This window comes from Nocardioides sp. CPCC 206347 (genome assembly GCF_048654605.1).
Lineage (GTDB): Bacteria > Actinomycetota > Actinomycetes > Propionibacteriales > Nocardioidaceae > Nocardioides.
This window is the reverse complement of sequence record NZ_JBMCYZ010000003.1, coordinates 265,503-288,212: the sequence shown is the minus strand read 5'-3', so window position 1 is coordinate 288,212 and position 22,710 is coordinate 265,503. Positions and strand designations below refer to the sequence as shown.

Annotated in this window: 19 protein-coding genes; 7 read left to right on the top strand and 12 right to left on the bottom strand. The window is 70.0% G+C overall.

Annotated elements, in window-relative coordinates; translation table 11 throughout:
* Positions 1-63 precede the first annotated feature (63 nt).
* Positions 64-1,785 carry an FAD-binding dehydrogenase gene (locus ACOACQ_RS13015; protein ID WP_378607484.1) on the top strand — a complete coding sequence of 574 codons (1,722 nt, stop codon included), beginning with the start codon at positions 64-66 and terminating at the stop codon, positions 1,783-1,785.
* A 70-nt stretch (positions 1,786-1,855) separates the two neighbouring features.
* Here the strand turns inward: ACOACQ_RS13015 and ACOACQ_RS13010 are convergent, their stop codons facing one another.
* Positions 1,856-3,679 (bottom strand): phosphoenolpyruvate carboxykinase (GTP), encoded by a 1,824-nt coding sequence (locus ACOACQ_RS13010; RefSeq protein WP_420288434.1) that lies wholly within the window; start codon positions 3,677-3,679, stop codon positions 1,856-1,858.
* Positions 3,680-3,966: 287 nt separating this feature from the next.
* On the opposite strand from ACOACQ_RS13010, the gene ACOACQ_RS13005 reads away from it, so the two are divergent.
* Entirely contained in the window at positions 3,967-4,851 is an 885-nt protein-coding gene (locus ACOACQ_RS13005; protein WP_420288433.1) for a hypothetical protein, read from the top strand.
* A gap of 128 nt (positions 4,852-4,979) precedes the next feature.
* Here the strand turns inward: ACOACQ_RS13005 and ACOACQ_RS13000 are convergent, their stop codons facing one another.
* On the bottom strand, positions 4,980-5,495 hold the full coding sequence (locus ACOACQ_RS13000; RefSeq protein ID WP_378607480.1) for an Lrp/AsnC family transcriptional regulator: 516 nt from the start codon (positions 5,493-5,495) through the stop codon (positions 4,980-4,982).
* 118 nt (positions 5,496-5,613) lie between these two features.
* On the opposite strand from ACOACQ_RS13000, the gene hppD reads away from it, so the two are divergent.
* Genes hppD through ACOACQ_RS12975 form a run of 5 tightly spaced genes read left to right on the top strand, consistent with a single transcriptional unit; the run spans position 5,614 to position 11,174 of the window.
* Entirely contained in the window at positions 5,614-6,831 is a 1,218-nt protein-coding gene (hppD, locus tag ACOACQ_RS12995; protein ID WP_378607478.1) for a 4-hydroxyphenylpyruvate dioxygenase, read from the top strand.
* Positions 6,831-8,039, top strand: a complete 1,209-nt coding sequence (locus ACOACQ_RS12990; RefSeq protein ID WP_420288432.1) for a homogentisate 1,2-dioxygenase — start codon at positions 6,831-6,833, stop codon at positions 8,037-8,039. The genes hppD and ACOACQ_RS12990 overlap by 1 nt, the downstream gene beginning before the upstream one ends.
* A complete protein-coding gene (locus tag ACOACQ_RS12985; protein WP_420288431.1) occupies positions 8,036-8,776 on the top strand; it encodes a hypothetical protein in 741 nt (246 codons plus the stop codon). Before ACOACQ_RS12990 ends, ACOACQ_RS12985 begins: the two co-directional genes overlap by 4 nt.
* Entirely contained in the window at positions 8,773-9,939 is a 1,167-nt protein-coding gene (fahA, locus tag ACOACQ_RS12980; protein ID WP_420288430.1) for a fumarylacetoacetase, read from the top strand. Before ACOACQ_RS12985 ends, fahA begins: the two co-directional genes overlap by 4 nt.
* Entirely contained in the window at positions 9,936-11,174 is a 1,239-nt protein-coding gene (locus tag ACOACQ_RS12975; RefSeq protein ID WP_420288429.1) for a Glu/Leu/Phe/Val dehydrogenase dimerization domain-containing protein, read from the top strand. The genes fahA and ACOACQ_RS12975 overlap by 4 nt, the downstream gene beginning before the upstream one ends.
* A 4-nt stretch (positions 11,175-11,178) precedes the next feature.
* Here ACOACQ_RS12975 and ACOACQ_RS12970 read toward each other — a convergent pair whose 3' ends face one another.
* The 10 genes from ACOACQ_RS12970 to ACOACQ_RS12925 all read right to left on the bottom strand — a co-directional run bounded on the left by ACOACQ_RS12970 (position 11,179) and on the right by ACOACQ_RS12925 (position 22,685).
* Positions 11,179-13,026: an LTA synthase family protein gene (locus ACOACQ_RS12970; RefSeq protein WP_378607462.1), complete on the bottom strand. Its 1,848-nt coding sequence runs from the start codon at positions 13,024-13,026 to the stop codon at positions 11,179-11,181.
* Positions 13,027-13,050: 24 nt separating this feature from the next.
* Positions 13,051-14,181 (bottom strand): carboxylate-amine ligase, encoded by a 1,131-nt coding sequence (locus tag ACOACQ_RS12965; protein ID WP_378607459.1) that lies wholly within the window; start codon positions 14,179-14,181, stop codon positions 13,051-13,053.
* Between the two features lie 110 nt (positions 14,182-14,291).
* Positions 14,292-15,188 (bottom strand): SDR family NAD(P)-dependent oxidoreductase, encoded by an 897-nt coding sequence (locus ACOACQ_RS12960; protein WP_420288428.1) that lies wholly within the window; start codon positions 15,186-15,188, stop codon positions 14,292-14,294.
* Positions 15,189-15,299: 111 nt separating this feature from the next.
* On the bottom strand, positions 15,300-16,304 hold the full coding sequence (dmpG, locus tag ACOACQ_RS12955; RefSeq protein WP_378607453.1) for a 4-hydroxy-2-oxovalerate aldolase: 1,005 nt from the start codon (positions 16,302-16,304) through the stop codon (positions 15,300-15,302).
* A complete protein-coding gene (locus ACOACQ_RS12950; protein ID WP_420288427.1) occupies positions 16,301-17,269 on the bottom strand; it encodes an acetaldehyde dehydrogenase (acetylating) in 969 nt (322 codons plus the stop codon). Before ACOACQ_RS12950 ends, dmpG begins: the two co-directional genes overlap by 4 nt.
* Complete coding sequence (locus ACOACQ_RS12945; RefSeq protein WP_420288426.1) at positions 17,266-18,075, bottom strand: 2-keto-4-pentenoate hydratase; 810 nt, start codon at positions 18,073-18,075, stop codon at positions 17,266-17,268. Before ACOACQ_RS12945 ends, ACOACQ_RS12950 begins: the two co-directional genes overlap by 4 nt.
* Positions 18,076-18,155: 80 nt before the next feature.
* Positions 18,156-19,292, bottom strand: a complete 1,137-nt coding sequence (locus ACOACQ_RS12940; protein ID WP_420288425.1) for a lytic transglycosylase domain-containing protein — start codon at positions 19,290-19,292, stop codon at positions 18,156-18,158.
* An 82-nt stretch (positions 19,293-19,374) separates the two neighbouring features.
* On the bottom strand, positions 19,375-20,031 hold the full coding sequence (npdG, locus tag ACOACQ_RS12935) for an NADPH-dependent F420 reductase (protein ID WP_378607441.1): 657 nt from the start codon (positions 20,029-20,031) through the stop codon (positions 19,375-19,377).
* A gap of 46 nt (positions 20,032-20,077) precedes the next feature.
* Complete coding sequence (locus ACOACQ_RS12930; protein ID WP_420288424.1) at positions 20,078-21,817, bottom strand: AMP-binding protein; 1,740 nt, start codon at positions 21,815-21,817, stop codon at positions 20,078-20,080.
* A gap of 7 nt (positions 21,818-21,824) precedes the next feature.
* A complete protein-coding gene (locus tag ACOACQ_RS12925) occupies positions 21,825-22,685 on the bottom strand; it encodes an alpha/beta fold hydrolase (protein ID WP_420288423.1) in 861 nt (286 codons plus the stop codon).
* Positions 22,686-22,710: the final 25 nt, after the last annotated feature.

Here is a 22,710-nt window from a genome sequence, read left to right as displayed (position 1 = left end):
GCAAGCAGATGTGGTGCGACCCACTCGCACCGGTTCCGGGGTCCCGTGTGGCAGGCTCCCGTCGTGACCAAGGACGCAGCGCTGCAGGAGTTCGTACCGGACGCGATCGTGGTGGGAGCCGGCCTCGCCGGACTCGTCGCCACCTACGAGGCGACACAGGCAGGCAAGCGGGTGCTGGTCATCGACCAGGAGAACCGCGCCAACCTCGGCGGCCAGGCCTGGTGGTCGCTCGGCGGCCTCCTCTTCATCGACTCCCCCGAGCAGCGCCGGATGGGCATCAAGGACTCGCGTGCGCTGGCGTGGCAGGACTGGCAGGGCTCGGCCGGCTTCGACCGGATCGAACCGCAGGAGGACGGCACCCCCGGCGAGGACCACTGGGCGCACCAGTGGGCGAAGGCGTACGTCGACTTCGCCGCCACCGAGAAGCGCGACTACCTGCGCGCACTGGGCCTCAAGTCGCTGCCGTTCGTGGGCTGGGCCGAGCGCGGCAGCGGTGACGCCGCCGGCCACGGCAACTCGGTCCCGCGCTTCCACCTGACCTGGGGTACCGGCCCCGAGGTGGTCCGGATCTTCGTCGAACCCGTCCTCGCCGCCGAGGAACAGGGCCTGGTGCGGTTCGCCTTCCGGCACCGCGTCGACTCCCTCGTCACCGAGGACGGCGCGGTCGTCGGCATCCGTGGCGCCACGCTGGAGGAGTCCGACACCGAGCGCGGGTTCGCCTCGTCCCGCGTCGAGGTCGGCGAGTTCGAGCACCGGGCTCCCGCCGTCGTCGTCACCACCGGCGGCATCGGCCACAACCACGAGATGATCCGCGCCAACTGGCCCGTCGAGCGGCTCGGCCCGGTGCCGACCCACCTGATCTCCGGCGTCCCCGCGTACGTCGACGGGCGGGGCCTCACGATCGCCGAGGAGGCCGGTGCGCGGCTGGTGAACTCCGACCGGATGTGGCACTACACCGAGGGCATCCACAACTGGGACCCCGTGTGGCCCGACCACGCGATCCGCGTCATCCCGGGCCCGTCGTCGCTCTGGTTCGACGCCACCGGACAGCGCCTGCCCGCCCCGAACTTCCCGGGCTTCGACAGCCTCGGCACCCTCGGGGCCATCGGCAGGACCGGGTACGACTACACGTGGTTCGTCCTCACCCAGGCGATCATCGAGAAGGAGTTCGCCCTCTCCGGCTCCGAGCAGAACCCCGACATCACCAGCAAGGACCTGAAGTTCATGCTGAAGTCGCGGGTCGCCAAGGGTGCCCCCGGTCCCGTCGAGGCGTTCAAGCAGCACGGGGTCGACTTCGTCGTGGCCGACACCCTCGAGGAGCTCGTCGACGGCATGAACGGCATCGTCGACGGCGACTCGCCCGCGCGTGGCCCGCACGTGGCGGCCGACGTGCTGCGCCGCCAGATCGAGGCCCGCGACGCCGAGCTCGACAACGCGTTCAGCAAGGACTTCCAGCTGATGGCCATCAACAACGCCCGGCAGTCCCGGACGGACAAGCTGATCCGGGTGGCGAAGCCGCACAAGATCCTGGACCCGGAGAAGGGCCCGCTCATCGCCGTACGGCTCAACATCCTGACGCGCAAGACGCTCGGCGGGATCGCCACGAACCTGGAGTCACGCGTCGTCGACCGCACCGGTGCGGTCATCCCCGGCCTGTACGCCGCCGGTGAGGTCGCCGGGTTCGGTGGCGGTGGGGTGCACGGCTACAACGCGCTCGAGGGCACCTTCCTCGGCGGCTGCATCTTCTCCGGTCGCGCGGCAGGCCGGGCGATCGCCCGCTCCTGAACGGGGATCGACGAAAAAAGAACCAGCGCCCCGACTGGCGAGAGCCGGGGCGCTGATTCAGTCCAGATGACTACGCGTTGTCGAGCGCCTCGGCGACGCGACGGTGCGCGGCCCAGATCTCGTCCGACAGGCCCTCGAACTGCGCGAGGTGCTTCTCGCGGAAGCCCATCTCCTGCTGCCAGCGCGGCACGTCGATGGTGAGGAGCGTGTCGAGGTCGGCGAGCGCCTGCTCGTCCATGCCCTCGAGGTTGAGCTCCTCGCGCTTCGGCAGGACGCCGACCGGGGTCTGCACGCCCTCGACCTCACCGTTGAGGAACTCCATCAGCCAGTTCAGCGGACGCAGGTTCTCGCGGTAGCCGGGCCACAGGAAGCGGCCGTCCTCGCCCCGCTGGAACCAGTTGACGTGCGCGAAGATCGGCTTGGTCGTCGCGCGGCCGATGACCTCGAGCCAGTGCGCGGCGTAGTCGGCCTCGGAGTACGACATGAACGGACGCATCGACATCGGGTCGTAGCGGAGCACGCCCTCGAGGCCGTCTGCGGCAGCGGTCGCCTCGGCACCCAGCGTCAGGCCGTCGTAGACACCCTCGGCAACGTCCTTGATCGCACGGATCAGCGGCTCGCGGTCACGCGTGCGGCCACCGAAGATGATGCCGTGGATCTCGACGCCCTGCGGGTCCTCGAAGTCCTTGGCAACGTTCGGGACGTTGGCCAGCGTGGTCGTGAACCGGCTGTTCGGGTGCGCCCACGGAGCGTCGGCGTCCTCGGGCGACCGGTCGGCGATGATGTCGCCCTTCCAGTCCTCCCAGCCGTCGAGGTCGGTCGGCTTGTCGCTCTTGCCTTCCCACCAGACTTCCTGCGTCTTGGAGTTGTAGGCGACGTTCGTGAAGATCGCGCCGGTGCCCGGGACGATCGAGTCGATCGCGGTCGGGTTGGTCTTCTCGTTGGTGTCCTTGGCGACACCGAAGACACCGTTCTCCGGGTTCATGCCGTAGAGCTTGCCGTCGTCGCCGACCCACAGCCAGGCGATGTCGTCGCCGTAGAACTCGACGTAGTACCGGTCACCGAGGGCGTCGGGGGCCAGCGTCATCGCGAGGTTCGTCTTGCCCGAGGCCGACGGGAAACCACCGCAGATGTTGTACTTCTTGCCGGTCTCCTTGTCGGTGATCCCGAGCAGCATGAACTGCTCCACGAGGAAGCCGTTCTTCCAGCCGTCGTAGGAACCCTGGCGCAGACCGTGGGCGATCTTGCCGAGGAGCGCGTTGCCGCCGTACGACGAACCGAAGTGCAGGATCGTGCGCTCGTCGGCGACGGTCACGAAGTAGCGCTTGTCGTCGGGCGTGCCCTGGCCGAGGTTCTCCAGGTCACCGGTGACGTGCACGGCCTTGACGAACGAGTCGCCCAGGTCGTTGATGTACTCCACGCCGACCCGCGCCATGCGGATCATCTGGAGCACGACGTTGCGGTTGTCCGTGAGCTCGACACCGGCTGCGAAGTTCTGCAGCGGGGAGCCCTTCGGCGCCATCAGGTAGGGGATGACGTACATCGTCTTGCCGACCGACGCACCGGTCATCAGCTCGACGAGCTTCGGCTTCATCTCCGAGGACGGGCGCCAGTTGTTGTAGATGCCCTTGTCCGCCTCGTCGCTGGTGGCGACGATCGTGCGCTCCTCGGCGCGGGCGGTGTCCTTGAAGTAGGACCGGGAGTAGTAGAGGCCTTCGCCGGCGGGAAGGAGCTCGCCTGCCTCGAGGGACTCCTGCACCAGCCGGGCGTCGTCAGCCGCCGAAACGACCTCGATCCGGTCGGCGCCGGTGATCCCGGCCCAGTGTGCGACGTATTCCCGAACGTGGGGGTTCGTGAGGCCCGCCTCATCGAGCGTCCGCTCCACATCCACCATGCTTCTCGCCAGCCTTTCGGTCCTGTTAAAGGTGTGGGCACGCTACCCCACAGCCCACCCGGTAATTCCCGGGGTTCGAATCGTTTGATCCGTGGACACCGTCGTCCGCGTGGGAGCCACCATGACACCGCTCGCGCGCTGACGCACATCGGCGCCGGTCACCCCGATGAGGCGTTCGCCACGGTGCGGATCTTTTGATCGTTCGAATCCCGGGATCGTCCGGTTCGCACCACGTGCCGCTGGGTAGGAAGCCGCCGCACGTGGATGTCACGACGACAGGAGCCCCCATGAGTTACCCGCCGCAGCCCCCCTCCGGCCCGCCCAGCGGCCCGCCGTCGGGACCTCCCGGGTACCCGCCCCAGGGGCCTCCTCCGGGCTTCCCGCCCCAGGGACCTCCGGGCTTCCCGCCCCAGGGACCTCCCGGCTTCGCCCCGTACGGCGGCGGCTTCGGCGGTCCGCCGAAGAAGAGCAGAACCGGGCTGATCCTCGGGCTGGTCGCTCTCGCGATGCTCCTCGTCGTCGGCGTCATCGTGGCGGCCGTCCTCGTCATCCGCGGCGGGGACGACGACGACAAGGAGGCGGGCACCGACCGCACGACCGCGTCGAGCACCTCGACGACCGACGCGACCCCGACGCCCACCGATCCGTCGAGCGCGACGACCCCCGCGACGCCGTACTCCCCCACCGAGGACGGGAGCGACCCACCGGCGGCCCGCATCGACGTCGAGGCCGCGGAGTTCGCGGACAACTGGAACTTCAAGTTCGGCGACGTCGAGCACGACGCGAAGTACCTGGAGTCGTGGAAGTACGACACCTGCGGACCGGTCGAGGAGGGTTCGGCCCTGACCCAGCAGCGTTGCGAGTACGCCGTGCAGTGGACCTACGCCGCCCTCAACGGCAAGGCGCGGGTGACCTACATCGCCCTGGTGTTCGACACCGAGGCCCACGCCAAGGCCGCCGACGCGGCCCTCACCGACAAGGACTTCGACCTGCGCGCCGAGGCACAGTTCCCGAACTTCGTGCAGGGCAAGTGGAACAGCGGCGTGGTCAGCAACGTCGTGGGCGTCACGGTCGGCACCACCAACACCAAGGTCGACGACAAGAACCTGCAGTCCCTGGTCAACTACATGACCACCGACTACAAGCTCGCCCTGCAGTTCAGCCAGTTCTGAATTGTGAGGGTTCCGCAGGCGAGGATTTTACCTGCGATCCCGAGACAATCCGGGCCCGGATCTGGCAACCTTCTATCGCCGCCGTAGGAGACCCGAGACTCCTGCGGCGGCTCTCATTTTTCACCGGCTCAGCCCTTGCGGTACGCCGGCGCGCGCCGGCTGGGTGCGGTCTCGGCGGCGGCCAGCAGGGGCAGCACCCGCGGCGGGACCAGCACGGACAGCACCATGACACTGGTCGAGCGCACGACCGACGAGGACTGGTCGATCCGCACCAGCGTTGCCTGGAGCTCGGGGTGGGAACGGGTCGCGACCCGACACAGCACGTCGAAGGACCCGGTCGTCACGTAGGCCTCCAGCACCTGCGGGATCGCCGCGAGGTCGGCCGACACCTCGTCGAGCGCGCCCTGGGAGATCTCGAGGGTGACGTAGGCCTGCACCTCGAACCCGGCCGCAGCGACGTCGATCGTGGGGTCCCAGTCGGCGATCACCCCCGCCTCGCCCAGCCGCCGCAACCGGCTCTGCACGGTCGCCCGGGCCACCTGGGTGATCCGGGACAGCTCGAGGTCGCCGGCGCGCGGGTGCTCGGTCAGCGCGGTCAGCAGCGCAAGGTCGATCTCGTCGAGCGGGTGCGGTCCGGCAGCCATGGCTCCAAAGTAGCCTTTCTGCACAGTTCGAGCACGTCCGAACCGGCAGAACTGGCCGGATTGCCTACCCGCCAATAGGCAGGTTGTGAGGCTCTGGCCAGTCTGTTGTGCTGCTCACATGTCCCTCCAGGAGACCCTCACCAGCCAAGAGCGCCTCGCCGAGCTCGACCTCGACACCCTGAAGCAGCTCGTCGGCCTCGTCGAGTACGACGACCACCAGGACCCGTTCCCCGTCACCGGCTGGGACGCGGCCGTGTGGTCGGTCGGCAACGCCACCCAGACCGCCCACTTCTTCATCTCCGCGTTCGGCATGGAGCTGGTCGCCTACTCGGGCCCCGAGACGGGCAACCGCGACCACGTCGCGTTCGTGCTCAAGAGCGGAGCCGTCCGCTTCGTGTTCAAGGGCGGCGTCGACCCGAGCAGCACGCTGCTCGACCACCACCGCAAGCACGGCGACGGCATCATCGACATCGCCCTCGAGGTGCCCGACGTCGACCGCTGCATCGCGCAGGCACGCAAGGCCGGCGCGACGGTCATCGAGGAGCCCCACGACCTGACCGACGAGCACGGCACGGTCCGGATGGCCGCGATCGCGACGTACGGCGACACCCGGCACAGCCTCGTCCAGCGCACCGTGGACGGCCGGCAGTACGACGGTCCGTACCTCCCCGGCTACGTCGCCCGCACCTCCACCTTCACCAGGCGCGAAGGTGCGCCGAAGCGGCTGTTCCAGGCCCTCGACCACATCGTCGGCAACGTCGAGCTCGGCAGGATGGACGACTGGGTCGAGTTCTACAACAAGGTCATGGGCTTCACGAACATGGCCGAGTTCATCGGCGACGACATCGCGACCGACTACTCGGCGCTGATGTCGAAGGTCGTGGCGAACGGCAACCACCGCGTGAAGTTCCCGCTCAACGAGCCGGCGATCGCCAAGAAGAAGTCGCAGATCGACGAGTACCTCGAGTTCTACGACGGCCCCGGTGCCCAGCACCTGGCACTGGCCACCAACGACATCCTCGACACCGTCGACCGGCTGCGCGCCGAGGGCATCGAGTTCCTCGCCACCCCGGACTCGTACTACGAGGACCCCGAGCTCCGCAGCCGGATCGGCGAGGTGCGGGTGCCGGTCGAGGAGCTGCAGAAGCGCGGCATCCTCGTCGACCGCGACGAGGACGGCTACCTGCTGCAGATCTTCACCAAGCCGCTCGGTGACCGGCCGACCGTGTTCTTCGAGTTCATCGAGCGGCACGGCTCGCTCGGCTTCGGCAAGGGCAACTTCAAGGCGCTCTTCGAGGCGATCGAGCGCGAGCAGGAACGTCGCGGGAACTTCTGATGGCCCACTACCAGCGGATCGGGAATGTGCCGCCGAAGCGGCACACCCAGCACCGTGCGCCCGACGGCACCCTCTACTTCGAGGAGCTGATGGGTGAGGAGGGGTTCTCGTCGGACTCCTCGCTGCTCTACCACCGGCACATCCCGTCGGCCGTCGTCGAGGCGCGGACGTGGGACCTGCCCGACCAGGCCACGACGCCGAACCACCCGCTCATCCCCCGCCACCTCGCCCTGCACGGCCTCTTCACGGGCGACGGGTGGAAGACGACGGACGCCGTCAACGGACGCCGGCTCGTGCTCGGCAACGGTGACGTCCGGATCAGCTACGTCGTCTGCGGTGCGGCCTCGCCGCTCTACCGCAACGGGATCGGCGACGAGTGCGTCTACGTCGAGTCCGGCACCGCCGTGGTGGAGACCGTGTTCGGCACGCTGGAGGCCGGCGAGGGCGACTACGTCATCCTGCCCCGCGCCACGACGCATCGCTGGGTGCCGACCGGCCGCGACCCCCTGCGGCTCTACGTCATCGAGGCGAACAGCCACATCGGTCCGCCGAAGCGGTACCTGTCGAAGTTCGGGCAGCTGCTCGAGCACGCGCCCTACTGCGAACGCGACCTGCGGGTGCCCGGCGAGGTGTTCCTCGACGACTCGGACGCCACGGACGTCGAGGTCTTCATCAAGCACCGCGGCTCCGGCCCCGGCGGGATCGCCGGCACCGTGCACGTGCTGCCGCACCACCCGTTCGACGTCGTCGGCTGGGACGGCTGCCTCTACCCCTACGTCTTCAACGTCGCGGACTTCGAGCCGATCACCGGCCGCGTGCACCAGCCGCCGCCGGTCCACCAGGTCTTCGAGGGCCACAACTTCGTGATCTGCAACTTCGTGCCGCGCAAGGTCGACTACCACCCCCTGTCGATCCCGGTGCCGTACTACCACTCGAACGTCGACTCCGACGAGGTGATGTTCTACGTCGCCGGCGACTACGAAGCCCGCAAGGGATCGGGCATCGGGCCCGGCTCGATCAGCCTGCACCCGGGCGGTCACCCGCACGGTCCGCAGCCCGGCGCCTACGAGAAGTCCATCGGCGTGGAGTTCTTCGACGAGCTCGCCGTCATGGTCGACACGTTCCGCCCGCTCGAGCTCGGCGAGGCCGGGACCGCGTCGGACGACGGCCTCTACGTCACCTCCTGGGTGCGGGGGGCGACCGAATGATTCCCCTCGTCCTTGATGACGCCGCCGTCTTCCCGCCCGGCAACCTGCCGCTCGCCGAGGCGGTCGTCGCCCACCGACGCCACCGGGAGAGCTGGTACGCCGACCTGGTCGGTCCGTTGGTGGTGCCCGCTGCCGCACTGGCCGCCCTGGCCGGTTCAGGCCCGCTCGACGTCGCTGTCGTCGTACCCGATGCGGAGGGGGCGGCTGCCGCGCTGGATGCCGCACCCGACGGCATCCGCATCGTGGGCCTCGAGGTCACCGACGCCAGCGTCGCCGGGCTGCGTGCCGCGATCGGCGAGCCCGCCGGCGTCACCGTCCACGTCGAGATCCCGCGCGACGACCGACGGGACGCGGTCATCGCGGACCTGGCCGGGACGTCGTACCTCGCGAAGCTGCGCACCGGTGGCGTCCGCGCCGACCTGTACCCCGACGAGGCCGAGCTCGCCGCGACCGTGCAGGCCCTCGTCGCTGCGGGCGTGCCGTTCAAGGCCACCGCGGGGCTGCACCACGCGCTGCGCAACACGGACCCGGACACGGGCTTCGAGCAGCACGGCTTCCTCAACCTGTTGGCGGCAACCGACGCCCGCGACGCCGAGGCCATGGCCGCCGTGCTCGCCGAACGCGCCGCTGCTCCGGACGTCCCGTCCACCTCGCTGCTCCGGTCCATCGGGACCTGCAGCATCACCGAACCGATCGACGAGCTGACCGCGCTCGGTCTCCTGGAGCTGGCCCGATGAACCCCCCGAACGACCTGTACGGCATCACCAACCTCCCCTACGGGGTCTACTCCGTCGCGGGCTCGGCGCCGCGCTGTGCGACCCGGTACGGCGACCAGGTGCTCGACCTCGCGCTGCTCCTGGAGGACGACGTCTTCGCGGAGCCGGGCCTCAACGCGTTCATGGCGCAGGGCAGGCAGCGCTGGGAGGAGGTGCGCACCCTGCTGACCGATCGCGTGCGCGGTCCGCTGCCCGAGGGCTGTGCCCACTCCGTCGACGACGTGACGATGCACCTGCCGTTCGCGGTGGCCGACTACGTCGACTTCTACGCGTCCGAGCACCACGCGTCGAACCTCGGGCGGCTGTTCCGCCCGGACAACCCCAACCCGCTGCTGCCGAACTGGAAGCACCTGCCCGTCAGCTACACCGGCCGGGCCGGATCCGTCGTCGTCTCGGGCACCGACATCGTGCGCCCGTGCGGCCAGCGCCTGCCGGCCGGCGCCGAGGCGCCCGTCTTCGGACCGTCCGTGCGGCTCGACATCGAGGCCGAGCTCGGCTTCGTCGTCGGCACCGGCAACCCGATGGGCACGGCCATCCCGGTCGAGGACGCCGCCGACCACATCTTCGGCGTCGCCCTGTTCAACGACTGGTCGGCACGCGACATCCAGGCGTGGGAGTACGTCCCGCTCGGCCCGCACCTGGGCAAGTCGTTCGCGTCGACGATCGCCCCGTGGATCGTGCCGCTGGCCGCGCTCGACGCCGCCCGCGTCAGCACCCCGACGCAGGACCCCTCGCCCCTGCCCTACCTGGCGATGGACGAGGCGTGGGGCCTCGACATCGACCTGGAGGTCGAGTGGAACGGCGACGTGGTCAGCCGGCCGCCGTACTCGTCGATGTACTGGTCGCCCGCCCAGATGCTGGCGCACCTGACCGTCAACGGAGCACCCACCCGCACCGGCGACCTGTACGCCTCGGGCACCATCTCCGGCCCCTCACCCGACCAGGTCGGCTCGCTGATCGAGCTCGGCAAGGGCTTCCTCGAGGACGGCGACGAGGTCGTCCTCCGCGCCAGCGCCCCCGGCGCCAACGGCACCCGCATCGGCTTCGGCGAGGCCCGCGGCCGGATCAGGTCTCGAGACGGTCGCAGCGCGACCTCCTCGACCAACGAAAAGGACCAGAAATGAAGGAACTGCTCGACCGCTTCGAGGCCAAGGCCCCCGAGATCGTCTTCGAGTGGCACGACGCCGAGACCGACGCGAAGGGCTGGGCGGTCATCAACTCGCTGCGCGGCGGCGCGGCCGGCGGCGGTACGCGGATGCGGGTCGGCCTGGACCGCCGCGAGGTCGAGTCGCTGGCCAAGACCATGGAGGTCAAGTTCACGGTCTCCGGTCCGGCGATCGGTGGCGCGAAGTCCGGCATCGACTTCGACCCGAACGACCCGCGCCGCGAGGGCGTGCTCGCGCGCTGGTTCAAGGCGCTGGCCCCGCTGCTGAAGACCTACTACGGCACCGGCGGCGACATGAACGTCGACGAGATGCACGACGTGATCCCGCTGACCGAGCGCTACGGCCTGTGGCACCCGCAGCAGGGCATCGTCAACGGCCACTTCGCCGCCGACGAGCGCGAGCTCGTGCAGCGCGTCGGCATGCTGCGCCTCGGCGTCTCGAAGGTCGTCGAGGACCCGCGGTACACGCCGGACCAGAAGGCGAAGTACACGATCGCCGACCTGGTCACCGGCTGGGGCGTCGCCGAGTCGGTCGTCCACTACTACGCGACGTACGGCGTCGCGCAGGGCCAGTCCCTCGAGGGCAAGCGGGTCATCGTCCAGGGCTGGGGCAACGTCGGCTCGGCCGCGGCGTACTACCTGTCCGAGGCGGGTGCCCGCATCGTCGGCATCATCGACCGCAACGGCGGCCTGATGAACCCCGACGGCTTCACCCGCGAGGAGGTGCACAACCTCTTCGTCAACAAGCAGGGCAACGCACTGGCCGCCGACGACCTGATCCCGTTCGACCAGCTGGACGACGCGATCTGGGACATGGGAGCCGAGATCTTCCTGCCCTGTGCGGCGTCGCGCCTGGTCACCGTCGAGCACGTGAAGCGCCTCGTGTCCGCGGGCCTGGAGGTCATCTCGGCCGGCGCGAACGTCCCGTTCGCCGACCCGGAGATCTTCTACGGATCGACCTACGAGTTCGCCGACCAGCACGTCGCGGTGATCCCCGACTTCATCGCGAACTGCGGCATGGCGCGCACCTTCACGATGCTGATGGAGGGCATCGCGGAGGTCTCCGACGAGGCCATCCTCGGCGACGTCTCGCGGACCATCCGCACCGCGCTGGAGAAGTGCCACGAGCGCTCGCCGCACCCGACGCTGCTCGCGGCCACGGCCCTGGAGATCGCGCTGGACCAGCTGGTCTGATCACCTACCGCCTCGGCAGGGACCGGACGTAGGCGTCGGACAGGTCCATCAGGTCGAGCACGTAGTCGTAGTCGTCCCGCATCCCCTTGATCGGGTACGACGACCCGTCGGCCAGTGACGTCGCCGAACCGTCGTCGAAGCCGCGCCCCGGGGCGAAGATCGCCTGGTCGTTGACGAACGTCCCGGTCGGGGCGTGGAAGCGCTCACCGAACGCGTGCCCGCCGGTGTTGAGCAGGTCGACCCCGAACGCGACGAAGCGCTCCTGGGCCAGAGAGATGCCGAGCAGGTTCGCGATCGTCGGCAGGATGTCGACCTGCGAGGCGACGTGCTCGCTGCGGGACGCCTCGCCGCCGGGGACGTGGATCACCAGCGGGGTGTTGAAACGGCGCTCGAAGCGGTAGTCCGGATCGAGTGCGCGGACTCCCGCGACCGTGTCCTTGTCGTTGAGCCCGGCATGGTCGCCGTACGCGACGAAGAGGGACTTGTCCCAGAGGCCGGTCTGCCGGAGGCCGCGGATGAACAGGCCGAGCGCATGGTCGGCGTAGTTCTGCGCCTGGAGGTAGGCGCCGACCTCGGTGCCCTCGAGCTCGCTGGGCAGCCGCAACCGCACCTTGTCGGCGGGCACCTTGAACGGGCCGTGCCCGGAGGCGGTGACGAGCTGCGTGTAGAACGGCCGGTCGGTGGCGTCGAGCTCCAGGAGGCGCACCAGCGAGCGCCCGTAGAACTCCTCGTCGGAGACTCCCCAGAAGTTGAACTTCGGGCCGGGGTACTCGTCCTTCTCGTGCCATCGGTCGAAGCCGAGCGCGCGGAACAGGTCGTCGTGGTCCCAGAACTTCGCCCAGTTCACGTTGAAGGTCTCGGACACGTAGCCGCGCGGGCGCAACAGCTTGGGCAGGCTCGGCAGGTCGCGGTCGCCGTACCCGGTGGACATGGCGACGTCCCCGACCGGATAGATCGACGTGTTGGAGATGAACTCCGCGTCGACCGTGTTGCCCTTGCCGATCTGCTGGAAGTGGTGCGGGAAGTAGGCGCTCTCGCCGACGAGGTCGTTGAGGTGCGGCGTCACCTCCTGCCCGTCGACCTCCAGCCCGATGACGAACTCCTGCATCGACTCCAGCTGCACCACGACGAGGTTCTTGCCTGCGGCGGCGCCGAACCCGCGGGCGCGGGCCGGGTCGGTGACCGTGGTGTGGTTGCGCGCCTTGAGCTCGGCCACGTCGTCGTACGCCGTGGCGAGGTCCAGCGTCTGCTTCGTCCGGAGCGCCCGGATCAGGGCGTCCGCCTCGTAGCCGAGCACCCCGAACTGCTCGGCGCGGTACTGCTCGTTGCGCACGTCGACGCCACTGCGAAGGACGACCGCGGTGACCAGGATCCCCGTGACCACGACGGCACCCAGGCGGCGCAGTCGGCGGGCCCCTGCCGGAGCGTGCGGTGGCAGCCAGCGGTCCCCGTGGAGCAGGAGCCCGACTGCAGGCGCGAAGGCGAGGTCGACGTAGAAGAACACCAGGCGCCAGTCCAGCAGGCTGGCGATGCTGGCCCGGACGTCGTCGGCCTGGTCGGCCTCGTCGAGCACCGTGAAGGTGGGCAGGGTCTGGTAGTAGCCGAAGTAGAGGACAGCGGCAGTGAGGAAGACGCTGACGGCCGCGTTGAGGGCCCACAACGCCGGAGACGTCGCAGGTCCTGGCGCGATCAGGGCGATCACCCCGACCAGGACGGCTGCCGCAGCCACGTCGGCGAGCAACATCGTGGGACCCGGAACCCCGAAGACCAGGAGCCGGAAGAGCACCAGCTTCGCCACGAGGAGACCCAGGATCAGGCGCTCCGGCCGGGGGCGCCGAAGGGTCGCGGCCATGGAGGAAATCTAGTCGCTGCACCCTCAGCTGAGCCCGGCCAGCCGCACCACCACTCTCGCCAGGTCACCCTCCTCGACCCAGACGGCTCGCTGCCGCGCGGCGCCGGTCCCCACGGCGAACAGCTCGTCGACGGCGTCCTCCACCCGCCCCAGGTCGCCGCTGGCCCCGAGTGCGCCGGCAACGTGGTCGACGAGCGCGTCGACGACTGCCCGAGCCGCTCGAGGTCGGTGCGTGAGCGGGTCCAGGAGGTCCCCGGAGAGTCCCCACCTGCCGGCCTGCCACATCGCCAGCCGCAGCACGGCCACCGGCGCATCCGCCGGAGGCCGGCCCGCGCGCCACTCGTCCGCGGCGGTCTCGACCAGCGCCCGGCACAGGCCGGCGACGAGGACGGCGACCTTCGGGTCCAGGCACACGTCGGCCACCCGGATCTCCAGGGTCGGGTAGTGCCGCGACGGCCGCGCGTCGAAGTAGGCCATCCCCTCGTCCACGGGGACTCCGGTGTCGAGCAACCGCTGCACGTGCGCCCGGTAGGCGCTGGCGGTGCCGTGGACCTCCGGTGGGCCTGCCGTCGGCCACCGGCTCCACACCTGGTTGCGATAGCTCTCGTAGTCCGAGTCGATGCCCTGCCAGAAGGGCGAATTCGCGCTCATCGCCATCAAGGTCGGCAACCACACCCGGATCCGGTCCATGGCCCCCACCGCCTCGTCGTCCGACTCGACCGAGACGTGGACGTGGCACCCGCAGGTCAGCTGCTCGCGCGCCGTCAGCCCGAACTTCCGGGCAATCTCCGCGTACCGCGGCTTCGTGGACGTCAGCGGCCGCACCGGCAGGGGCGAGGTTCCGCTGGCCACGACGAGGGCTCCGGCGTCGAGGGCTGCCGAGCGCGCCTTCTCCCGCCACGTGATCAGGTCGGTCTCCAGGGCCGCCAGGTCGTCCTCGGGTGGGGTGTCCGTCTCGATCATCTGCTGCTGGAGCTCGGGGCCCAGCGAACCTCCCACGGCACCGTGGCGATCGGTGTCGCCCCGGCCGCGTGCGACGCGAAGGACCTGGCTGGCGACCGAACGCGGACAGCCGGTCTCCGCATCGACGAGGAGGAGCTCCTCCTCCACCCCGACTGTCCGGAGCCGGCCGGGGGTACTGCCCGGGGAGCCCATGGGACTCACCACGACCTCGGTCCGGAAAGGCGCTGGGTGAGCTGTCGCAGTAGGGGCACGTCGCTGCGGTACCCCCGAGCCGGATTTCGAACGGACCGGGTGGTTCCGGGTCAGAGCGCGAAGCCCACGCCCGTCAGCTCCTCGCTGAGCGTCCACAGCTTGCGGCCGAGCTCGGCATCGCTGGCGTACGTGCTGAGCCTCGCGGGTCCGACCGGGCCGCGGGTCTCGCGGAACCGGCGCGAACCGCTGTAGGAACCGGGCTCGGCCAGCGTGGCGGCGTACAAGGACGGGTTGGCGCCCTTGGCGGCCGACTGCAGCACGATCGGCAGGACGTACGGCGCCAGGCGGGCCACGAGCTTGTTGGCTCCCATGCCGTCCGGTGACGCCACGAGGTTGGTGGCCGAGACGCCGGGGTGCGCGCCGGTGGAGGTGAGCTTCGCGCCGGCTGCCGTCGCACGGTGGTGCAGCTCGCGCATGAACAGGACGTTGGCGAGCTTGCTGTTGCCGTAGTACGCCTCGGGCTTGTACCCCGCCTCGGGGTTGGCCTCCAGCACCTTCCCGTTGCCGCCGTGGTGGGCGATCGAGGCGACCGTGACCACGCGCGGTGTCGGGGCGGCGAGGAGCGCCGGCAGGAGCCGTCCGGTCAGCGCGAAGTGGCCGAGGTGGTTGGTGCCGAACATCAGCTCGTGCCCGTCCTCGGTGGCCCGGTACGTCGGCGGGTTCATCACGCCGGCGTTGTTGATGAGCAGGTCGAGCGGGCCGTCCCACCTCTCGGCGAACGCCCGCACGGACGCCTGCGACGACAGGTCCAGCTGTTCGACGCGTACGTCGCCCTGCATGCCGGCAGCGGCCTGCTGTGCCTTGTCGGCGTTGCGGCACGCCAGCACGACCGTGGCGCCATGGGCGGCGAGCTCACGAGCGGTCACCTCGCCGATGCCGACGTTGGCTCCCGTGACGACGGCAGTGCGCCCGGTCAGGTCGGGCAGGTCGGCAGGGCTGAAGGTCATGGCGGCCACGGTAGCCCGCGCTGGCTGCTCGGGGGCTCGTCGGCTCCGCACAGATGGAAGCGTGAATCGGCACCAGTCGCCCTCGCTGATGCTGGTTGTCCGCCGTGATCCTCAGCCGAGCTTGCTCAGCGCGATGTCGACGATCATGTCCTCCTGGCCGCCGACCAGGCCACGCCGGCCGCACTCCATCAGGATCTGGCGTACGTCGACGTCGTACTGCTCGGCCGCACGCTCCGCGTGCCGCAGGAACGACGAGTAGACGCCGGCGTACCCGAGGGTCAGCGTCTCGCGGTCCACACGGACCGGGCGATCCTGGAGCGGGCGGACGATGTCGTCCGCGGCGTCCTGGAGGGCGAAGAGGTCGCAGCCGTGCTCGAACCCGGACAGATCGGCCACCGCGACGAAGGCCTCGATCGGGCAGTTGCCGGCACCGGCACCGTGCCCGGCCAGCGAGGCGTCGACCCGGACGGCACCGTTCTGCACGGCGACGACCGAGTTGGCGACGGAGAGCGAGAGGTTCTCGTGGGCGTGGATGCCGATCTCGGTGGCGTCGTCGAGGACATCGCGATAGGCCCGGACCCGGGCGGCGACGTCGTCCATGGTGAGCCGACCACCGGAGTCGGTGACGTAGACGCAGTGGGCGCCGTACGACTCCATCAGCTTCGCCTGCTTCGCGAGCTCCGCGGGCTCGGCCCTGTGGGAGAGCATCAGGAAGCCGGACACGTCCATGCCGAGCTCACGGGCGGCCTCGATGTGCTGGGCGGAGACGTCCGCCTCGGTGCAGTGAGTGGCGACCCGCACCGAACGCACGCCGAGGTCGTGGGCACGCTTCAGCTCGTGGACCGTGCCCACGCCGGGCAGCAACAGGGTGGTGAGCCTGGCCCGCTTGAGCACCGACGCCGCGGCCTCGATCCACTCCCAGTCGGTGTTGCTGCCGGGACCGTAGTTCAGCGAGCCGCCAGCGAGGCCGTCGCCGTGCGCGACCTCGATCGCATCCACGCCGGCCTCGTCGAGGGCGATCACGATGCGCTGCACGTCCTCGGGAGCGATGCGGTGACGGACGGCGTGCATGCCGTCACGCAGCGTGACGTCCTGGACGAAGATCGGAGTGCTCATGCCTGGGCCGCCTTCTCGTTGATGCGGGCTCCCGCGATCCGGTCGGCGACCTGCATGCCGGCCGAGGTCATGATGTCGAGATTTCCGGCGTACGACGGCAGGAAGTGTCCGGCGCCCTCCACCTCGAGGAACACCGACACCTGGTGTGTGGGTCGGTCCGCGCCCTCGGCCACCAACGTCTCGACCGGCTGGTCGGCGGGGATCTCGACGACCTGGACCTCCTGGACGAGGCGGTAGCCCGGGACGTACGCCGCGACGTCCGCCACCATCTTCTCCACGCTCGCGCGGATCTGCTCGTGCTGCGCCGGGTCCGGTGCATTCACGAGCGCGAGAACGGTGTCGCGCATCATCAGGGGCGGCTCGGCCGGGTTGAGGATGATGATCGCCTTGCCCCGATCGGCCCCGCCGACCTGCGTGATCGCCGCCGACGTCGTCTCGGTGAACTCGTCGATGTTGGCGCGGGTCCCCGGACCAGCGGACTTCGAGGCGATGCAGGCGACGATCTCGGCGTAGGCGACGGGCACAACCCGGGAGATCGCAGCCACCACGGGGATCGTGGCCTGGCCACCGCAGGTCACCATGTTCACGTTGGGGGCCCCGAGGTGCTCCTCGATGTTCACGGCCGGGATGACGTAGGGGCCGATGGCAGCAGGTGTGAGGTCGATCAGTCGCTTCCCGAGGGGCTGCAGCAGCGCGGCATTCGCCACGTGGGCCTTGGCCGACGTCGCGTCGAAGACGATCTCGATGTCGGCGAACTCCGGCATCGCGATGAGACCGTGCACGCCCTCGTGGGTCGTGGGGACGCCGAGGTCGCGGGCCCGCGCCAGACCCTCGGATGCCGGGTCGATGCCGACCATCGCCCCCATCTCGAGGTGCTTCGCCGTGCTCTGGATCTTGATCATCAGGTCGGTGCCGATGTTGCCCGAGCCGATGATCGCCACCTTGGTCCTGCCGATGCCGCTCATCGCGACACCTCGGCGAACGTGATCGACAGTGAGCCGAGGCCAGTGATGGTGACATCGACCTGAGCGCCCGGCGCCGCGGGGCGCATCGGCCCGAGCGCACCCGAGAGCACCACCTGCCCGGCGCGCAACGGCTCCCCGAGGTCACGGGCGGTCCGGGCCAGCCACTGCAACGCGAGCAGCGGGTCACCGAGGCAGTCCGCACCGGTGCCGGCGGAGGCCGCCTGGCCGGTCACGGTCATGGTCATCACGGTGTCGCGGGGGACGAACCGTTCGAGCGGCACGCGCTCGCGACCGAGCACGAACCCACCGGCCGACGCATTGTCGGCAACGGTGTCGGAGAACCGGATGTCCCAGTCGGCGATCCTGCTGTCGCAGATCTCGATCGCCGCGACCGCGTGATGGACAGCGTCCGTCACCTGGTCGAGATCGAGGTCGCCCTCGTCGAGGTCCGCCCCCAGCACGAAGGCGATCTCCGCCTCGACCCTGGGCTGCAGGAGCCGGTCGAGCGGGACGGGTACGGCGGCGTCGTACTCCATGTCGGCGAAGAGGACCCCGAGATCCGGCTGGTCCACGCCCAGCTGCTCCTGGACGGCCTTCGAGGTGAGCCCGATCTTGCGACCCACGACTCTTGCTCCCGTCGCCATCCGGGCCGCGTTGACCTCCTGCTGCACGGCGTACGCAGCGCGGATGTCGGTGGCGCCGATGAGGTCGCGCACGGGGTCGCTCGGGGTTCCGGTGGCGGATGCCTCGAGCAGTCGGCGGGCAGCACTCCGGATCGTCGTCGTTTCGTGGGTCAGCTCCGTCATGGGAACACTGTCCGCAGTGGACCCCCGGTGGAGGCAGGCCGTGTTCCAGCCAGCGGCACTCGGACCAGCCACGAGGTGGGTCAGGGCGTGCGGGCGGCGCCGCAGTCGCCGGAGGTGCTGGGGCTGCCCGGCTTGAGCAGTTGTCCAAGACCGTCGAGCGTGCACGCCAGGATCCCCCTGGTCGAGGTCAGCAGGCTCTCGAGCGGGGCGGTCGGCGAGCCCGGAATGGGCGCGGGAGCATCGGGCGCTTCGCCGGCAGTCGATCCGCCACTCGGGCCGGCGGGCTTCGCCGGTGCCGGTGCGGGCAGCTCCGCCTTCACTCCGGACTTCCTCGCGCCGGACTTCCGGGCGTCCCCGTGGCGGGCCGGAGCAGCGCGCACGGCCGAGCCCGTCGGGGAGACCACCCGTCCTGCGGCGGTCGGCACGAGGCCGCCCACGGCATAGGAGTCAGCGGTCTCGAGCACCAGGTCGGCGTACTTCAGCGAATGGTTGTAGCGGAGCACCGCAGCCCGCTGGCCTGCCGTCGTCGACAGGTCCTCGTCCCCGGAGCAGAGATAGACGGCAGCGGCGAGCGCCGCGTCGTCGACGTCCTGCGGGTTGCGCTCACTGTCGCTGTCGCCGTCGACCCCCACGACCGCCCAGGTGCTCGGGACGAACTGCATCGGGCCGACCGCACGGTCCCAGGCCTTGTCGCCGTCGAGCCGACCGCCGTCAGTGTCCGAGACCCTGGCCGTGGCTCGCGAGCCGTTGAGCGCGACACCGATGATGCCGGGAACGGCGACGCCGTCGTCACGCAGCTGATTGCCGTTGGCGTTGCCGTGATTGGACTCCACCTTGCCGATCGCGGCGAGGAGCGGCCACGCCAGGCCGCACTTCTCGTCTGCTTCGCGCATGACCGTCGACGCGCGCTGGTAGGCCGAGAGGGCGGGCGAGGGGATCAGCTCCGAGGTCAGGTTCGAAACGGCGACCAGGCGAACGGGCCGCGCGACCTCGGCGGATCCGACACTGACGCTGGCCGGCGACTCGACCGCCTCGTCCGGCATCGACACCTGGGGCAGCTCGGCGGCCGAGGTACCGAGGCCGGCGACGGGCACCACGCCGGCGCCTGCGATCGCGACCGTCCAGGACACCGACACCACGCCCAGGGGAAGGAGCATGGCGGCGCGGCGTACACGGCCATTGGCTGGCCGGCGGTGGCGGGCTGCTCGGAAACTCATGACCCGACGCTAGGCGGCGCAGCAGTCGCACACATCCGGCCCTGAGAGGAGATCCCTCTCTCTTACGGTAGGTGCGGCCGCCTCAGACGTCGGTGATGCGGACCCCGGCGTGCGCCTTGTAGCGCTTGTTCATCGCGATCAGGTTCGCGGTCAGCGCCTCGACCTGATGGGCGTTGCGCAGTCGACCGCCGAAGACCCCACGAACGCCGGGCAACAGCGCCGACAGCTCGATGACGACGTCGACTGCCTCGGCGTCGTCGCCCAGGACGAGAACGTCGGTGTCCAGGCTCGCCACGGTCGTGTCCTCGAGCAGCGCGGCGCTGAGGTGGTGGAAGGCACCGACCACCCGACTGTCGGGCAGCAACGCCTTGGCCTGCTCCGCGGCCGATCCCTCGAGCACCTGCAACGCGTAGGGACCCTGCTTGTCGAAGCCCAGCGGGTTGACGCAGTCGATGACGATCTTGCCCGCCAGCTCCGGACGCAGCTCGGTGAGCAGCTGGGCATGGCCGTCCCAGGGCACCGCCACGATCACGATGTCAGCGGCCGCAGCGGCAGCGCGGTTGTCGATGCCGACCACGCCGACGCCGTCCTCGCGCATCTCCTTCGCCACGACCTCCGCCCTGGCGGCATCGCGGCTCCCGATCACGACCTTCGCCCCGCCGAGCGCCAGACGCCGGGCGAGGCCCCGGCCCTGCGGTCCGGTACCTCCGAGGACAGCGAGAACGGTTTCAGGATTCATGGGCCCCAGTTTACGACAGAATGGTCTGACCATTCAGTGACGACCGTCACTGGCCGCCCTGCGCCGCGCTCCTGAGCTCGGGGAAGTCCTCGTCGCGCCACTCCTTCGTGAGTCGGTCGTCCGCATGGTCGTTCTCCCGCGCGCGGAGCTCGACGCGGCGGATCTTGCCCGAGATGGTCTTGGGCAGCTCGTAGAACTCCACCCGGCGGACCCGGAGGTACGGCGCCAGGTTCTCGCGCGCGTGGCGCAGGATCTCCAGCGCTGTCTCCCGGGTCGGCTCGTGGCCCGGCGCGAGCGCGACGTAGGCCTTCGGAACCGCGAGCCGGACCGGATCCGGGGCCGGCACGACGGCCGCTTCGGCGACCGCGGGATGCTCGATCAGCACGCTCTCGAGCTCGAACGGGGAGATCTTGTAGTCCGACGCCTTGAAGACGTCGTCGGTCCGCCCGATGTAGGTGATGTAGCCGTCCTCGTCGCGGGCCGCGACGTCTCCCGTGTGATAGAAACCGCCGGCCATCGCCTCGGCGTTGCGCTCCTCGTCGCCCTGGTACCCGGTCATCAGCGCGAGTGGTGAGGCCGCGAGGTCCAGGCAGATCTCGCCCTCGCCGACGCCGTCGACGAGCTCGCCACTGACCGGGTCGACCAGCACGCTGGGGATCCCGGGCAGCGGGCGGCCCATGGAACCGGGCTTGACGAGCGCACCCGGGGTGTTGCCGATCTGGCAGGTGGTCTCGGTCTGGCCGAAGCCGTCGCGGATGGTGAGTCCCCAGTGCCGGTCGACCTGCGCGATGACCTCGGGGTTGAGCGGCTCCCCCGCGCCGACCAGTTCGCGCAGCGCAGCCGGCTTGGTGCCGAGATCTGCGTTGATGAGCATCCGCCACACCGTCGGCGGGGCACAGAAGGACGTCACCCGCTCGCTGTCGAGTCGCCCGAGCAGCGAGCCGGCCTCGAAGCGCTGGTAGTCGTAGACCACGATCGTCGCCTCCGCGTTCCACGGTGCGAAGAAGCAGGACCACGCATGCTTCGCCCAGCCGGGCGAGGAGATGTTGAGATGGACGTCGCCGGGGCGCAGGCCGATCCAGTACATCGTCGACAGGTGCCCGACCGGGTACGACGCCTGGGTGTGTTGCACGAGCTTGGGCCGTGACGTCGTACCGCTCGTGAAGTAGAGCAACAGGGGGTCCTCGGGCGTCGTGACCGGGTGCTCCACCTCGGCAGCTGTCCCGTCGGCGGCGTCGGAAAGGGACTGCCAGCCAACGCGCTCGCCGACCACGATCCGGAGGTATTCGCCCGGGACCTCGTCGAACTTCGCCGCGTCCCCCGGGTTGCAGACGACCACACGCGCCCCGGTCCGTTCCATCCGGTCGCGCAGGTCGGCCGGGCCGGCAGCCATCGCGGTCGGCACCAGCACGGCGCCGAGCTTGATGACGCCGAGCATGACCTCCCACAGCTCGACCTGGTTGCCCAGCATCACCAGGACGGGGTCGCCCTTGCGCACGCCGCGCGAGGCGAGCCAGTGGGCGACCCGGTCGGACCGGGTGACCATGTCGTCGAAGGACACCGCCGTGCGCGAGCCGTCCTCGGAGAGCACCACCAGGGCGTCGCGGTCCTGACCACGTGCGATGACGTCGAACCAGTCGTGGGCCCAGTTCCACTGCGGCCCGACGTCCGGGAAGGCGAAGCCGGCGACGGCCGCCTCGTGGTCGCCCCGAAGGTCCAGCAGCTGGTCGCGCGCCTCGCGGAAGCGGGCACTGGCCCCCGTGCTGGACGCAGCGTTCGATGTCATCGGGCGCTCACTCCCCCAGGCCGAGGAACTGACCGATGACGTCGTTGAAGTCAGCGGCGCGCTCGATCTGCGTCCAGTGGCCGCAGCGCGCGAAGACGTGGAGATCGGCGTCGGGCAGCAGCCGCAACATGTTCAGGGCGATGTCGACCGGGACGATGTTGTCCTCGCGGCCGTGCACGAGCAGCGTCGGCCGGGTGACAGCGCGGACCTGCTCCTCGGAGATGGCGAGCTCGGCACCGGCGTGGTCGGGGTGGAAGAACATCAGCCGGTAGGCCTCGTGCGCGCCCGGAGCTGCGCTGGCCTCGTACCGGATCTGCACCAGTTCGTTGCTGATCAGCGACGGGTCCACGGCGAAGTGACCGCGGAGCAGGTCGCGCATGTTGTCGGGCGACGGCTCGTAGGCACGCAGTGCCTTGAGGCCGTCGGTGAGCGTCATGCCGACACCGGGCGAACCCATCAGGACCAGCTTGTCCAGACGGTCCTGGTCGTCCTCGGCCATCTGGAGGGCGATCCGGCCGCCCAGCGAGTTGCCGACGACGGAGACCTTGTCGATCCCGAGCGCATCGAGGTAGCCCCACACGTGGTCGGTCCAGGTCCGCAGGGAGTACCGCACGTCGGCAGGACGCTCGGTGTGGCCGAAGCCGACGATGTCGAGCGCCAGGGCGCGGGCGTTCTCCGCGACCACGGGCAGTGCGTGCTGCCAGTTGGCCCAGGCGGACACGCCCGGACCGGAGCCGTGCAGGAACAGGACCGGCGTGCCCTGCCCGAGGTCGTGGTGGTGCGTGGACGTCCCGCGGACGTCGATGAAGGCGCCGCGCGCCGCGTCGGGTGCCGGGGCTGCAGAGGTCGAGCTGGATGTCGTGGTCACGCGACCGACGCTAGGCACGGGCGAA